The organism is Pseudomonas mandelii (genome assembly GCF_900106065.1).
GTDB lineage: Bacteria > Pseudomonadota > Gammaproteobacteria > Pseudomonadales > Pseudomonadaceae > Aquipseudomonas > Aquipseudomonas mandelii.
Genome location: NZ_LT629796.1, coordinates 2,092,181 through 2,106,879 on the forward strand (window position 1 = coordinate 2,092,181; position 14,699 = coordinate 2,106,879).

Annotated in this window: 15 protein-coding genes; 10 read left to right on the top strand and 5 right to left on the bottom strand. The window is 59.5% G+C overall.

What is annotated here, in order from left to right:
- Positions 1-7 precede the first annotated feature (7 nt).
- Positions 8-658: a hypothetical protein gene (locus tag BLU63_RS09400; protein WP_077748823.1), complete on the bottom strand. Its 651-nt coding sequence runs from the start codon at positions 656-658 to the stop codon at positions 8-10.
- Positions 659-1,030: 372 nt separating this feature from the next.
- Between BLU63_RS09400 and coxB the strand changes: the two genes are divergently transcribed.
- The 4 genes from coxB (at position 1,031) to BLU63_RS09420 (ending at position 5,418) form a co-directional block, all read left to right on the top strand.
- On the top strand, positions 1,031-2,158 hold the full coding sequence (coxB, locus tag BLU63_RS09405) for a cytochrome c oxidase subunit II (protein WP_010465665.1): 1,128 nt from the start codon (positions 1,031-1,033) through the stop codon (positions 2,156-2,158).
- Positions 2,159-2,240: 82 nt separating this feature from the next.
- Positions 2,241-3,827: a cytochrome c oxidase subunit I gene (gene ctaD, locus BLU63_RS09410; protein ID WP_010465663.1), complete on the top strand. Its 1,587-nt coding sequence runs from the start codon at positions 2,241-2,243 to the stop codon at positions 3,825-3,827.
- Positions 3,828-3,953: 126 nt separating this feature from the next.
- Positions 3,954-4,505, top strand: coding sequence for a cytochrome c oxidase assembly protein (locus tag BLU63_RS09415; protein ID WP_083375339.1), 552 nt, complete (start codon positions 3,954-3,956; stop codon positions 4,503-4,505).
- A 25-nt stretch (positions 4,506-4,530) separates the two neighbouring features.
- The gene (locus BLU63_RS09420) at positions 4,531-5,418 is read left to right on the top strand and encodes a cytochrome c oxidase subunit 3 (RefSeq protein ID WP_010465659.1); all 888 of its coding nucleotides are present in this window, start codon (positions 4,531-4,533) and stop codon (positions 5,416-5,418) included.
- Between the two features lie 4 nt (positions 5,419-5,422).
- Here the strand turns inward: BLU63_RS09420 and BLU63_RS09425 are convergent, their stop codons facing one another.
- The gene (locus tag BLU63_RS09425; protein WP_010465658.1) at positions 5,423-5,626 is read right to left on the bottom strand and encodes a twin transmembrane helix small protein; all 204 of its coding nucleotides are present in this window, start codon (positions 5,624-5,626) and stop codon (positions 5,423-5,425) included.
- Positions 5,627-5,696: 70 nt separating this feature from the next.
- Here BLU63_RS09425 and BLU63_RS09430 point away from each other — a divergent pair, with 70 nt between their 5' ends.
- The 5 genes from BLU63_RS09430 to BLU63_RS09450 are packed head-to-tail and all read left to right on the top strand — an operon-like array spanning position 5,697 to position 9,605.
- On the top strand, positions 5,697-6,437 hold the full coding sequence (locus BLU63_RS09430) for an SURF1 family protein (protein ID WP_083375340.1): 741 nt from the start codon (positions 5,697-5,699) through the stop codon (positions 6,435-6,437).
- On the top strand, positions 6,403-6,996 hold the full coding sequence (locus BLU63_RS09435) for a hypothetical protein (protein ID WP_083377253.1): 594 nt from the start codon (positions 6,403-6,405) through the stop codon (positions 6,994-6,996). Before BLU63_RS09430 ends, BLU63_RS09435 begins: the two co-directional genes overlap by 35 nt.
- A 10-nt stretch (positions 6,997-7,006) precedes the next feature.
- Positions 7,007-8,086: a COX15/CtaA family protein gene (locus BLU63_RS09440; protein WP_077748827.1), complete on the top strand. Its 1,080-nt coding sequence runs from the start codon at positions 7,007-7,009 to the stop codon at positions 8,084-8,086.
- A complete protein-coding gene (gene cyoE, locus BLU63_RS09445; protein WP_083375341.1) occupies positions 8,074-8,973 on the top strand; it encodes a heme o synthase in 900 nt (299 codons plus the stop codon). The genes BLU63_RS09440 and cyoE overlap by 13 nt, the downstream gene beginning before the upstream one ends.
- Complete coding sequence (locus BLU63_RS09450; RefSeq protein ID WP_010465646.1) at positions 8,970-9,605, top strand: SCO family protein; 636 nt, start codon at positions 8,970-8,972, stop codon at positions 9,603-9,605. Before cyoE ends, BLU63_RS09450 begins: the two co-directional genes overlap by 4 nt.
- 151 nt (positions 9,606-9,756) lie before the next feature.
- On the opposite strand, the gene BLU63_RS09455 is transcribed toward BLU63_RS09450, so the two are convergent.
- The 3 genes from BLU63_RS09455 to BLU63_RS09465 all read right to left on the bottom strand — a co-directional run bounded on the left by BLU63_RS09455 (position 9,757) and on the right by BLU63_RS09465 (position 12,300).
- On the bottom strand, positions 9,757-10,527 hold the full coding sequence (locus BLU63_RS09455) for a MetQ/NlpA family ABC transporter substrate-binding protein (protein WP_010465644.1): 771 nt from the start codon (positions 10,525-10,527) through the stop codon (positions 9,757-9,759).
- A gap of 91 nt (positions 10,528-10,618) precedes the next feature.
- The gene (locus tag BLU63_RS09460) at positions 10,619-11,293 is read right to left on the bottom strand and encodes a methionine ABC transporter permease (protein WP_010465643.1); all 675 of its coding nucleotides are present in this window, start codon (positions 11,291-11,293) and stop codon (positions 10,619-10,621) included.
- Positions 11,293-12,300, bottom strand: a complete 1,008-nt coding sequence (locus BLU63_RS09465; RefSeq protein WP_010465641.1) for a methionine ABC transporter ATP-binding protein — start codon at positions 12,298-12,300, stop codon at positions 11,293-11,295. The genes BLU63_RS09460 and BLU63_RS09465 overlap by 1 nt, the downstream gene beginning before the upstream one ends.
- 260 nt (positions 12,301-12,560) lie before the next feature.
- On the opposite strand from BLU63_RS09465, the gene katE reads away from it, so the two are divergent.
- A complete protein-coding gene (gene katE / locus BLU63_RS09470) occupies positions 12,561-14,699 on the top strand; it encodes a catalase HPII (protein WP_083375342.1) in 2,139 nt (712 codons plus the stop codon).

Sequence of the window (14,699 nt, forward strand, 5' to 3'; positions counted from 1 at the left end):
TAAAGAATCAAGCCGCCGGCTGATCCAGCTCCAGCCCTACGCCCAGCTGGCGCGACAGGCACGGCCAGCGCTTCCAGGCGGCGCCGGTGTCCGGGCTGTTGAGTTTTTCGCGGTAGGCCTCCACGGACTCCAGCGCGAAACTGTCTTCATTGAGCATCTCATCCACAGCGTGATGCACCGCCTCATCCAGTTGGTTGGCAAAATCCTCGCCGATCAGTTGGTGAGCAATCAGGTTGGCGACCGTCATGTCCAAGGGGATCAGTGGCTGGCCAAAATGCTTGATGTACAGGTCATTGACCTCTTCCACCAACCGATGCGCCAGATAGGCTTCATCCAGCAGGCTGTCCAGGCCGACATGACCGGCCATGATTGCCGGTGGCTGGAGGAAGAACTGCTCGGCGATCGTCAGCACCGGCTTGATCTGTGATTCGATACCCGCTTCCCTGGCGACTTCATTGGCTGCGTCCAGCAGGTCCGGCACTTGCTCTATGTACGCGGCCACAAAACGCGTCATCACGCCGTTGGCGTCGACATCCGGCAATTGGATGGCGGAGTGAAGGTGTGGCAATTGATTTTCAAGCTGACGAGTCAGCAGGCCGGTCTCGGCCTCGTGTTGTTGGGCTTTTTGGATCTGCTCGCGCAATGCGGCGGTGTTCATGAAAACTCCAGGAAACAAAGGCAATGAAATAGGGAAGACATAACTTAGCTTGCTTATGAAAAATGCTAAGACGCATTTGTCATAATTGTTTCATCCTTGAGACGCCTCCGTTATATCGATTTGCCACCACTCGTCTGCATCCTTCTCCATTCGTGACCTTGAACGCAAGTCCCAGCTGTTTCAGATCATTTACGCCATCACGTTGCGAGGTAGCAGTCGCTGTCTATACTCGGGTGGGAATGGAGTTAGCTGATGACGCCCGACTGCACACGCAGCAAGGCTCGGCGATTCAAGTTTCGTAGTCTGAAAAAGCCGCTCCCTTGCCGCAGGTGAAAGCCGGCGGGATAACAAGAACGATAAGGGGAACCCGCAATGATGCGACATCCACACGTCTGGATGGGCCTCCTGTTGTGGTCGATTTTCAGCCAGGCGCAAGCCGCCTGGACTGTGAATATGGCGCCGGGAGCGACTGAAATCAGTCACGCAGTATTTGACCTGCACATGACCATTTTCTGGATCTGTGTAGTGATCGGCATCATCGTCTTCGGCGCCATGTTCTGGTCGATGATGGTCCACCGCCGCTCTACCGGGCAGGTGGCCGCAAAATTTCATGAAAGCACCACCGTCGAAATCCTCTGGACCATCGTGCCCTTCCTGATTCTGGTGGCCATGGCGGTTCCTGCGACGGCAACCCTGATCAAGATGTACGACGCCAGTGAGCCGGATATCGATATCCAGGTCACCGGCTATCAGTGGAAGTGGCACTACAAATACCTGGGCCAGGACGTCGAATTCTTCAGCAACCTGACGACCCCTGCCGACCAGATCCACAACAAGGAAACCAAGGGCGAGCATTACTTGCTTGAGGTCGACAAGCCTTTAGTGCTGCCGATTGGCGCCAAGGTGCGTTTCCTCGTGACGTCCGCCGACGTTATCCACTCCTGGTGGGTGCCGGCTTTCGCGGTCAAGCGCGATGCGATTCCGGGGTTCGTCAACGAAGCCTGGACCCGCGTCGACAAGCCCGGCATCTATCGTGGCCAGTGCGCCGAACTGTGCGGCAAGGACCATGGCTTCATGCCGATCGTGGTCGAGGTCAAGGAAAAGGCCGATTACGAAAAATGGCTGGCCGAACGCAAGGCCGAATCCCTGCAGCTTAAAGAACTGACCAGCAAGGAATGGACCCTCGACGAGCTCAAGGAGCGCGGCGACAAGGTCTATCACACCGCCTGCGTCGCCTGTCACCAGGCCGAAGGTCAGGGCTTGCCGCCGATGTTCCCGGCGCTCAAAGGCTCGAAAATCGCCACCGGACCGAAGGAAGGTCACCTGAGCATTGTCTACCACGGCAAGCCGGGTACCGCGATGGCGGCGTTCGGCAAGCAGCTCTCGGAAGTCGATATCGCGGCGGTGGTGACCTACGAACGTAACGCCTGGGGCAACAACAAAGGCGACATGGTCACTCCTAAAGAAGTGCTGGAGCTGAAACAGGCGGAAAGCAAATGACCCGGTCTATTGCGCAACCAAGGAACCGGTCGGGGCAGCGCGCCCCGGCCTGCCCAGCCCATCTGTTTGCAGGAGACACGCCATGAGCGCCGTCATCGATGACCATGGTCATGCCGATCACGCCCACGGTCCCGCCAAAGGCCTGATGCGTTGGGTGCTGACCACCAACCACAAGGACATCGGCACGCTGTACCTGTGGTTTGCGTTTTCCATGTTCCTGTTGGGTGGCTCGTTCGCGATGGTGATTCGCGCCGAGCTGTTCCAGCCGGGACTGCAAATCGTCCAGCCGGAATTCTTCAACCAGATGACGACCATGCATGGTCTGGTCATGGTGTTCGGCGCGGTGATGCCGGCGTTCGTCGGCCTCGCCAACTGGATGATCCCGTTGATGATCGGCGCGCCCGACATGGCCCTGCCACGGATGAACAACTTCAGCTTCTGGCTGTTGCCGGCGGCGTTCATCCTGCTGGTGTCGACCCTGTTCACCCCCGGTGGCGGACCGAACTTCGGCTGGACGTTCTACGCCCCGCTGTCGACGACCTACGCACCGGAAAGCGTGACGTTCTTCATCTTCGCCATCCACTTGATGGGGATCAGTTCGATCATGGGTGCGATCAACGTGATTGCCACCATCCTCAACCTGCGCGCCCCCGGCATGACGTTGATGAAGATGCCGCTGTTCGTCTGGACGTGGCTGATCACCGCTTTCCTGCTGATCGCGGTGATGCCGGTGCTGGCCGGGTGCGTGACGATGATGCTGATGGACATCCACTTCGGCACCAGCTTCTTCAGTGCCGCCGGTGGCGGTGATCCGGTGTTGTTCCAGCATGTGTTCTGGTTCTTCGGTCACCCCGAGGTGTACATCATGATCCTGCCGGCCTTCGGTGCCGTCAGCTCGATCATCCCGACCTTCTCGCGCAAGCCGCTGTTTGGCTACACCTCGATGGTCTACGCCACGGCGAGCATCGCGTTCCTGTCGTTCATCGTCTGGGCGCACCACATGTTCGTGGTCGGCATTCCGCTGGTGGGCGAGTTGTTCTTCATGTACGCCACACTGCTGATCGCGGTGCCAACCGGGGTGAAAGTGTTCAACTGGGCCAGCACCATGTGGCAAGGCTCGCTGACCTTCGAGACACCGATGCTGTTCGCGGTGGCGTTCGTGATCCTGTTCTCCATCGGCGGCTTCTCCGGGCTGATGCTTGCCATTGCCCCGGCGGACTTCCAGTACCAGGACACCTACTTCGTGGTCGCGCATTTCCACTATGTATTGGTGCCGGGGGCGATCTTCGGGATCTTCGCGTCGGCCTACTATTGGTTGCCGAAATGGACCGGCCACATGTACGACGAAACCCTCGGCAAGCTGCATTTCTGGCTCTCGTTCATCGGCATGAACATGGCGTTCTTCCCGATGCACTTCGTGGGCCTGGCGGGCATGCCGCGGCGGATTCCGGACTACAACCTGCAATTCGCCGACTTCAACATGGTGTCGTCGATTGGTGCGTTCATGTTCGGCGCCACGCAGATCTTCTTCCTGTTCATCGTAATCAAGACCATCCGCGGCGGCCCGCCAGCACCCGCCAAACCGTGGGATGGCGCGGAAGGCCTGGAGTGGAGCATTCCGTCACCAGCGCCGTATCACACCTTCACTACGCCGCCGGAAGTGAAATGAACACACAAACCTATGTGGGAGCGAGCCTGCTCGCGAAGAACGATGACGCGGTCTGCCTGTTAAACCGCGGTGTTTGCTTCGCGAGCAGGCTCGCTCCCACAGGGTTCGGCGAAGAGGTTGGAAACCATGGCTGACTCGATTTCGATGAAGAAGCTGGTCACCCGCCTGCTGATGGTGGTGGTGGCGATGTTTATCTTCGGGTTTGCCCTGGTGCCGATCTATGACGTGATGTGCAAGGCGTTCGGCATCAATGGCAAGACCGCCGGGCAGTACGAGGGCGAGCAGACGGTCGACACTTCGCGACAGGTGCGTGTGCAGTTCCTGTCGACCAACTCCGCCGACATGTCCTGGGATTTCTATCCCAAAAGTGACGAACTGACGGCCAACCCGGGGGCAGTGAACGAGATGATTTTTATCGCGCACAACCCGACCGACAAACCGATGAGCGCCCAGGCAGTGCCGAGCATCGCACCCAGCAACGCGGCAGCGTACTTCCACAAGACTGAATGTTTCTGCTTTACCCAGCAAGTGCTGCAGCCCGGTCAACGGATCGAGATGCCGGTACGTTTCATCGTTGACCGCGACATGCCCAAGGAAGTGAAGCACCTGACGCTGTCCTACACGCTGTTCGATATCACCGCCCGACATCCACCGGTAGCTGTAAACACTGGCGGCTGAGCGTGCCCGATAAGGAGAACAATAAATGGCAACTCATGAACACTATTACGTACCGGCCCAGAGCAAATGGCCGATCATCGCCACCGTCGGCATGTTCGTCACCGTGTTCGGCCTGGCCACCTGGTTCAACGACCTGAAGGCTGCGCGGCCGGAATCCCACGGCCCGCTGATCTTTTTCGTCGGCGGCCTGCTGTTGGCTTACATGCTGTTCGGCTGGTTCGGCACGGTAATCAAGGAAAGTCGCAGCGGGTTGTACAGCGCCCAGATGGATCGCTCGTTCCGCTGGGGCATGAGCTGGTTCATCTTTTCGGAGGTGATGTTCTTCATCGCCTTCTTCGGTGCACTGTTTTATGTGCGGCATGTGTCCGGTCCGGCGCTCGGCGGTGAAGGCGCGAAAGGCCTGGCGCACATGCTGTGGCCGAACTTCGAGTTCGTCTGGCCGCTGTTGAACAACCCGGATCCGAAACTCTTCCCGGCACCCAAGGACGTTATCAGCCCCTGGGGCCTGCCGCTGCTCAATACCGTGTTGCTCGTGAGCTCCAGCGTCACCGTGACCATCGCCCACCACGCTTTGAAAAAGGGCCATCGCGGTGCGCTGAAAATCTGGCTGGCGATCACTGTCTTGCTCGGCTGTGCGTTCCTCGGTTTTCAGGCCGAAGAATATATCCACGCCTATCGCGAACTGGGCCTGACCCTGGGTTCCGGCATCTACGGCGCGACGTTCTTCATGCTCACCGGGTTCCACGGCGCCCACGTGACCATCGGCACCATCATTCTGTTTGTGATGCTGATGCGGATCATGCGCGGGCACTTCGATAACGAGCACCAGTTCGCGTTTGAAGCGGCGAGTTGGTATTGGCACTTCGTGGACGTGGTGTGGATCGGGCTGTTCGTTTTCGTCTACGTGCTCTGAGGCTTTACCAAGGCGCACTAGAAACCAACTGGCCGCTGAAAAAACCCCAGGCAATCAAGCCGACGGTGATAGCGGCCAGGGCAACACGAACACTCAAGGCAATGACGAGGCGGTTCGAACTGCTGTCGTCCTTGACCAGAAAAAACAGGCCGCTGAACAGGCTGACAACTGTGGCAATCAGCATCAGGACGATGGCTGCTTTGAGCATGGTGGGACTCCGGGGGAAAGGCGATGCACTTGAGTATAGCTATCGCAACCAGCGACTTTCTGGCGACGCCATGAAGCGCTTCCGGCCGGGCATCGTGCCGACCCTGGTGGTCGCACTTCTATTGCCCATGCTGGTGTCACTGGGGTTCTGGCAATTGAGCCGGGGCGCGGAGAAAAGCGCACTGCTGCACAGCTACGCCGAGCGCCGCACGGCTGAACCGATGGCCAGCACCGAGCTGCTACACACCGACGATCCAGCCTTTCGCCGGGTTCAAATTCACGGCCAGTTCGATGCCGCACACAGCCTGCTGCTGGATAACCGCCAGCGCGACGGCAAGGTCGGCGTCGAACTGCTGCAACCGTTTCAGGACCAGGCGACCGGGCTCTGGTTGCTGGTCAATCGCGGCTGGCTGCCGTGGCCGGATCGGCGTACCCCGCCGCAGTTCACGACACCGACTCAGGCCCTGAGCCTGGATGCCTGGGTCTACGTCTCCCCCGGCGCCACCTTCCAATTGCACGCCGACCCGAGCACCGCCACCTGGCCACAACTGATCACTGCCGTCGAACCCGCCAAGCTGTGGACGGCGCTCGACCGTGACGGTTTTGCCTACGAATTACGCGCAGAAGCCGGCCCCGCGTCCTACCAGGCCGATTGGCCGGTAGTGGCCATGGGGCCGGAAAAACATATCGCTTATGCCGTGCAGTGGTTCGCCATGTCGATCGCCCTGTTCGGCCTTTATCTCTATCTCGGCTGGCACAACGCAAAGGAGAAACACCATGGGAGCGGCCATGAATCCACCCAGCATGTCTGAGGCGAAAACGCCGGCGAGTCGGCGCAAGGGCCGGTTGCAGTTATTGCTGATCCTGCTGGGGGTGATCGGTCCGATGATCCTCGCCACGGGCATGTACAAGTTGCAGTTCTGGGTGCCGGAAGGCCGCAGTTATCACGGCGAGCTGATCGGCAACGGCCAGACCCGCGCCGACCTTGGCGTGCAAGCGCAGGAGGACCGTTGGCAATTGCTGGTCACGGCGCCCAAGGAGTGTTCGGTGGACTGCCAGCAGCTGGTTTATCTGGCGCGGCAGATCCAGATCGGCCTCGGTCGCGATGCCGGGCGTGCCAGTCACGCCCTGGCCGCGGCCCAACCGTTGGCGGCCGATTACGACGCCAAGCTGACCCGCGAATACCCGCAACTGCAACGCTACCCAATGGACCTGACCACTTTCACCAAAACAGCGGGAGGCAAAACCGTACCGCAACTGTGGATCATCGACCCGCACGGCAATCTGGTGCTGCGCTACGACCCGACGGTGAAGGGTAAGGACCTGCTCAACGACCTGCGTCATTTGCTGAAACTGTCGAACATCGGATAAGGGCATCGTCATGGCCAAACCTGGATTTCGCCTCGCGCTGTTTGCCACCTTGCTGGCACTGATTGTGGTGTTGCTCGGCGCCTACACCCGCCTGACCCACGCCGGCCTCGGCTGCCCGGACTGGCCGGGTTGCTACGGCTTTATCAGCGTGCCGAAAAGCGAAGCCCAACTGGCCCATGCCGAATTGCATTTTCCCGATGCACCCGTCGAAGCCCACAAAGGCTGGAACGAGATGGTCCACCGCTATTTCGCCGGCACCCTCGGGTTGTTGATTTCAGTGCTGGCCGGTCGCGCCTGGGTGCATCGTCGTCATCCGGGGCAACCGGTGAAGCTGCCGCTGTTTCTGCTGGTGGTTGTCATCGCCCAAGCGGCGTTCGGCATGTGGACGGTGACGCTCAAGCTCTGGCCGCAGGTGGTGACCGGGCATTTGCTCGGCGGTTTTGCGACCTTGAGCCTGTTGTTTTTGCTGACCTTGCGCCTGTCCGGCGTACTGCCGGCGCTGACCGTGCCACGGCGATTGCAGCACTGGGCGACGGCCGGGTTGCTGCTGGTAATCCTGCAAATCGCCCTCGGGGGCTGGGTCAGTTCCAACTATGCAGCCGTGGCTTGCATCGACTTCCCGACCTGCCATGGGCAATGGCTGCCACCGGCTGATTTCGCCAACGGTTTTCACCTGACCCAACACATCGGCCCCAATTACCTGGGCGGGCAACTGGACAGTGATGCCCGCACAGCGATCCATCTGACTCACCGCATCGGCGCGTTGCTGGTGACGCTCGTGCTGCTGGGGCTGGCCTGGCAACTGAAAGTGGTTGGCATGACGCGCTTGGCCGCAATGGTGCTGATCGCCCTTGCGGCCCAAATAACCCTCGGTATCAGCAACGTCTTGTTCCACCTGCCGCTGCCTGTTGCGGTCGCGCATAACGCGGGGGGCGCAGCGCTGTTGCTCACGATGGTGCTGGTCAATTATCACGCGCGAACCAGCCTGGTTCGGGTCAAACAGCAAAACCTTGCACGCTGGCGGTTCAGCCCGCGTAAACACTCAGCCGGGCCCATAACAATAAAAGGAGAGATGCCATGGCGACTCTGATCGGCGAACGTCACAGTCAGGCGATCTGGCGTGACTATCTGGAGCTGACCAAGCCTAAAGTGGTGGTGCTGATGCTCATCACCTCGCTGGTCGGCATGTTCCTCGCGACCCGCGCCGGGGTGCCGTGGACGGTGCTGGTGTTCGGCAACCTGGGGATCGCGTTGTGTGCCGGGGGTGCGGCGGCGGTGAATCATGTGGTGGACCGGCGTATCGATGCAGTGATGGCGCGTACCCACAAACGTCCCTTGGCTGAAGGGCGGGTTTCACCTGCGGCGGCGCTGACATTTGCCCTGGTATTGGCGGTGCTTGGGCAAGCCGTGCTGCTGGCCTTCACCAATGCGCTGACGGCCTGGCTGACCCTCGCGTCCCTGCTCGGTTATGCGGTGATCTATACCGGTTTCCTGAAGCGCGCAACGCCGCAGAACATCGTTATCGGTGGCCTGGCCGGCGCTGCCCCGCCGTTGCTCGGCTGGACCGCGGCCACCGGTCATGTCAGCGCCGAACCCTTGTTGCTGGTGTTGATCATTTTCGCCTGGACCCCGCCTCACTTCTGGGCCCTGGCCATTCACCGCAAAGAGGAATATGCCAAGGCCAACATCCCGATGTTGCCGGTGACCCATGGCGAGCATTACACCAAGGTCCACATCCTGCTTTATACCTTCGCGCTGCTGGCGGTCAGCCTGATGCCCTACGTGATCCACATGAGCGGCATGCTTTACCTGATTTGCGCCCTGGGACTGGGCGCAAGGTTTCTGCAATGGGCCGTGGTGCTGTACCGTGGCACTCGGCCGCACGCGGCGATCAACACCTTCAAGTACTCTATCTACTACTTGTTCCTGCTGTTTATCGCGCTGCTCGTAGACCACTACTTACTGTTGAACCTATGACTCGAACTCAGAAAACCGTCTTTATCCTCGTCGCCCTGATCGCGCTGGTTCTGGGCCTGACCATCAACAAAGTGCTGTCCGGAAAAGGCCAGGGCGATCCGACGGCATTGATCGATGCCGGGATCATTTTGCTGCCGCAAAGCCGCAACCTGCCAAACGTGACGATGACCGATCAGGACGGCAAGCCGGTGATGGTCAACGAGCTGAAAGACAAATGGTCACTGCTGTTCTTCGGCTACACCTTCTGCCCGGACATCTGCCCGACCACCCTCGCCCAGCTGCGCCAGATCAAAAGTGAACTGCCGCCAGAGGCTGTGGCGAAGTTGCAGATCATCCTGGTCAGCGTCGACCCGAACCGCGACACGCCCAAGCAGCTCAAGCAGTACCTGGGCTACTTCGATCCGCAGTTCACAGGCCTGACGCCTTCGTCGATTGAAGACATTCAGAAACTGGCCAATGCGGTGAGCATTCCGTTCATTCCGGCAGACACCAGCAAGCCGAATTACACGGTTGATCACAGCGGCAACCTCGCGGTGATCGGGCCGGACGGGACACAGCGTGGGTTCATTCGTGCACCGCTGAATAACGCCAAGTTGGTGGCGCAGTTGCCGGTGATGCTCAACCGCAAATAAACACCACGCCCCCTGTAAGAGCCAGGCTTGCCGGCGAAAGCGCCCGTGAGATCGCCGTCGCCGGCAAGCCTGGCTCCTACAGGGGACGGTGTTTCAGGCATAAAAAAATGGGGCGCATTCGATGCGCCCCATTTTTTGTTAACGACTCAGATCAGAACGCCGGCAATACCGCGCCTTTGTACTTCTCGAGGATAAAGGCCTTCACTTCCGGGCTGTGCAGGGCAGCAATCAGTTTCTTCATGTCTTCGCTGTCCTTGTCGTCCGGGCGGGCTACGAGGATGTTCACGTAAGGCGAGTCGTTGCCTTCGATGACCAGTGCATCCTTGGACGGATCGAGCTTGGCTTCCAGCGCGTAGTTGGTGTTGATCAGCGCCAGGTCGACCTGGGTCAGCACGCGCGGGATGGTCGCGGCTTCCAGCTCACGGAATTTCAGGTCCTTGGTGTTCTCGGTGATGTCCTTGACCGTCGACAGGATGTTGTTCGAATCCTTCAACTTGATCAGGCCGGCCTTGGCCAGCAGCAACAGCGCGCGACCGCCGTTGGTGGCGTCGTTCGGGATCACCACGTTGGCGCCGCCTGGCAGTTCGGTCAGGGCCTTGTACTTGCTGGAGTAAGCGCCCAGCGGTTCCAGGTGTACGCCAGCAACGGCGACCAGGTCGGTGCCCTTGGCCTTGTTGAACTCATCGAGGTACGGCTGGTGCTGGAAGAAGTTGGCGTCCAGGCGTTTTTCGGCAACCTGCACGTTTGGCTGGATGTAGTCAGTGAACACTTTGACCTTCAGGTCCACGCCGTCTTTGGCCAGGGCCGGTTTGACGAATTCGAGGATTTCCGCGTGCGGCACCGGGGTGGCTGCAACGGTCAGAGTGTCAGCGTGAGCGGAAAACGCTGCAACGGCTGCGAACGCGACGAGTAGTTTTTTCATTCAGCTAACTCCTTGTGGGTACCCGCTTGCGGCGCCTGGATTTGGCGCCTGCCAGCGAATGGCCGGCTCATGTCTTGTTTACGAGAACTGTTTATTTTCTGGAGAAATGGACGACCAGTTTGTCACCAACCATTTGCAGAACCTGCACCAGCACCAGCAACAGCACCACGGTGACGATCATCACATCGGTCTGGAAACGCTGATAACCAAAACGGATCGCCAGGTCGCCCAACCCACCGGCACCGACCACACCGGCCATCGCCGTGTAGGACACCAGTGTAATAGCCGTCACCGTAATCGCCGCGTAAATGCCCGGGCGGGCTTCTGGCAGTAGGGCGTTGATGATGATCTGCCGGGTCGTCGCACCCATGGCCTGGGTGGCTTCGATGATGCCGCGATCCACTTCACGCAGGGCGGTTTCCACCAGTCGCCCGAAGAACGGCGTGGCACCCACTACCAGCGGCGGGATCGCACCGGCGACGCCGAGCGAGGTGCCGGTGATCAGCACGGTGAACGGGATCATCACGATCAGCAAAATGATGAACGGCAGCGAACGCAGGATGTTCACCACCAGCGACAGCACGGCGTATAGCGTTCTGGATTCCAGCAACTGACGCGGACTGCACAGGAACAACAACACGCCCAGCGGGAGGCCGAGCAACACGGTGAACAACAACGAACCGAAGAGCATCAGCAGGGTATCGCCGGTAGCCAGCCAGATTTCGAACCAGTCGATGTTGACGAAGAAACTTGTCAGGACTTCCATCAGCGCAGGACCTCCATGTGGACGTCAGCTGCGGTGAAGTGGGCGAACGCCGCCTCCATGTCGCCACCGGTAACAGCCAGGGTCAATTGCCCGTAAGGGACGTCTTTGATGCGGTCGATACGACCGGCCAGGATGCTGTAGTCCACGCCCGTTTCCCGAGCGACGGTCCCCAACAGTGGTGCGTAGGTCGCTTCGCCCTGGAAGGTCAGACGCACGATGCGGCCCGGCACATGGGAGAAGTCGTCACGCTGTTCGCTTTCATCGATCTGCTCGTCTTCTTGCACGAAACGTTTGGTGGTCGGGTGTTTCGGATGCAGGAACACCTGGGCCACCGAACCTTGCTCGACGATCACACCCGCGTCCATTACGGCGACCTGGTCGCAGACCCGGCGGATCACGTCCATCTCGTGGGTAATCAGGACGATGGTCAGTTTCAGCTCGCGATTGATCTCAGCCAGCAATTGCAGGACCGACGCCGTGGTCTGCGGGTCCAGGGCGCTGGTGGCTTCGTCGCACAGCAGGATTTTTGGCTTGGTCGCCAGGGCGCGGGCAATGCCGACGCGCTGCTTCTGGCCGCCGGACAGCTGCGCCGGGTACTTTTTGGCGTGGTCAGACAAACCGACCCGCGCCAGCAACTCGGCGACACGCTGGTCAATCTCGCTGCGCGACAGTTCACCGGCCAGGGTCAGCGGCAGCGCGACGTTGTCGGCCACGGTCTTGGACGCCAGCAGGTTGAAGTGCTGGAAAATCATCCCGACCTGCTGGCGGAAGCGGCGCAGGCTGTTGGCGTCGAGCGCGGTGACTTCTTCACCGTCGACGAAGATCTTGCCGCCGCTGGATTCTTCCAGGCGATTGATCAGACGCAGCAGGGTACTTTTTCCCGCGCCGGAGTGACCGATCAGGCCGAAGACCTGACCGTTCTCAATCGTCAGACTGGTCGGGTGCAGGGCGGGAATATCCTTACCGGCGACGCGGTAGGTTTTGTGGACGTTTTGAAACTCGATCACGTAGCGAACCTTGTGGGGCGCGTTGGAAAAGGGTCAGCGGTTAGCCGGGCGCGCATTTTAGCCTGTCCGTATAGAGGTTATTAGCATTTATTCCGCATTCAACCTTCCATTTGGCAATAACGCGATCGAAGGTTAGAAAAAAGGAACGGCTAAAAAGCGCGCCAGTCACTAATAAGGCAACTCGAAAACGCCCCCGGTGCCGTGCCTGGGGAATGCATATAAGTCCTGGCTACGGGATCGCAACGAGGAGTTTACGACTGATGAGTACTAAAAAGCCTGCCGCACCTAAAAGCGCACTGGCCGGGACCGATACCCTGGACCGCGGCAACACCAATGCCAAGCTCGAGAGCCTGGAAAAGTTTCGCTCCGACGCCACCGAACAAGCCCTGCGCACCAATCAGGGCGTGAAGGTTTCGGACAACCAGAACACGTTGAAGGTCGGCGCGCGCGGGCCGTCGTTGCTGGAAGACTTCATCATGCGTGAAAAAATCACGCATTTTGACCATGAGCGCATTCCAGAGCGCATCGTCCATGCTCGGGGCACTGGCGCTCATGGTTTTTTCCAGACCTATGAAAACCATTCCGTACTGACCAAAGCCGGTTTCCTACAAGATCCCGGCAAGAAAACCCCGGTCTTCGTGCGCTTTTCCACGGTGCAGGGTCCGCGTGGGTCAGGCGATACCGTGCGGGACGTGCGAGGTTTCGCCGTGAAATTCTTCACCGACGAGGGCAACTTCGACCTGGTGGGCAATAACATGCCGGTGTTTTTCATTCAGGATGCGATCAAGTTCCCTGACTTCGTGCACGCGGTGAAACCGGAGCCACACAACGAGATCCCTACCGGCGGCTCGGCTCACGACACCTTCTGGGATTTCGTCTCGCTGGTGCCAGAGTCGGCGCACATGGTGATCTGGGCCATGTCCGACCGGGCGATCCCGAAAAGCCTGCGCAGCATGCAGGGCTTTGGCGTACACACGTTCCGCTTGATCAATGCCGAAGGAAAATCACGCTTCGTCAAATTCCACTGGCGCCCTACCGCCGGTACTTGCTCACTGGTGTGGGATGAAGCGCAGAAGCTCGCCGGTAAAGACACCGATTACCACCGCCGCGATCTGTGGGAGTCGATCGAGATGGGCGACTACCCGGAGTGGGAGTTGGGCGTGCAGGTCATCGAAGAAGAAAACGAACATAACTTCGACTTCGACATCCTCGACCCGACCAAACTGATCCCGGAAGAACTGGTGCCCATTACCCCGCTGGGCAAGATGGTGCTCAACCGCAACCCGGATAATTTCTTCGCCGAAACCGAGCAGGTTGCGTTCTGCCCGGGCCATATCGTGCCGGGCATCGACTTCTCCAATGATCCGCTGCTGCAAGGGCGGCTGTTTTCCTACACCGATACGCAGATCAGCCGACTCGGTGGGCCGAATTTTCACGAGATCCCGATCAACCGTCCCGTAGCACCCTTCCATAACGGCCAGCGGGATGCGCTGCATCGCACCACCATCGACAAGGGGCGCGCCTCCTACGAGCCGAATTCCATCGATGGCGGTTGGCCGAAAGAAACGCCGCCTGCCGCGCAGGACGGTGGATTCGAGACCTATCCAGAGCGCATCGACGCCAACAAGATTCGCCAGCGCAGCGAGTCGTTCGGCGATCACTTCTCCCAAGCGCGCCTGTTTTTCCACAGCATGAGCAAGCACGAGCAGGAACACATCATCTCGGCTTACAGCTTTGAGCTGGGCAAGGTTGAGCGTGAATTCATCCGTGCACGTCAGGTGAACGAGATCCTGGCCAATATCGATCTGGAACTGGCCAAACGCGTGGCGCAGAACCTTGGTTTGCCGGCGCCGAAGGCTGGCACCGTCGAAGTGCGTAAAACTTCACTCGATCGCTCACCGGCCTTGAGCCAGGCCAACCTGCTGCCGGGGGATATCAAAACGCGGAAAGTGGCGATTCTGGCGGCCAACGGTGTCGATGGTGCTGCGATTGATGCGATGAAGAAGGCGCTGAAGGCAGAAGGTGCGCACGCCAAGCTGCTCGGCCCGACTTCCGCGCCAGTGACCACCGCCGATGGCAAGACACTGCCGGTGGACGCTTCAATGGAAGGCTTGCCTTCGGTGGCATTCGATGCGGTGTTCGTACCCGGTGGCGCGGCGTCGATCAAGGCGTTGAGTGGCGATGGCGTAGCGCTGCATTACCTGTTGGAAGCTTACAAACACTTGAAAGCGATTGCGCTGCATGGCGAGGCGAAGCAGTTGCTGGACGTGTTGAAGCTTGAGGTGGATGCGGGGCTGGTCGTGGGTGCGGATGCCCAGTTGATCAAACCGTTCTTTGCCGCCATCGGGCAGCATCGGGTTTGGGATCGGGAGCCTAAGGCCAAGGCGATTCCGGCTTAA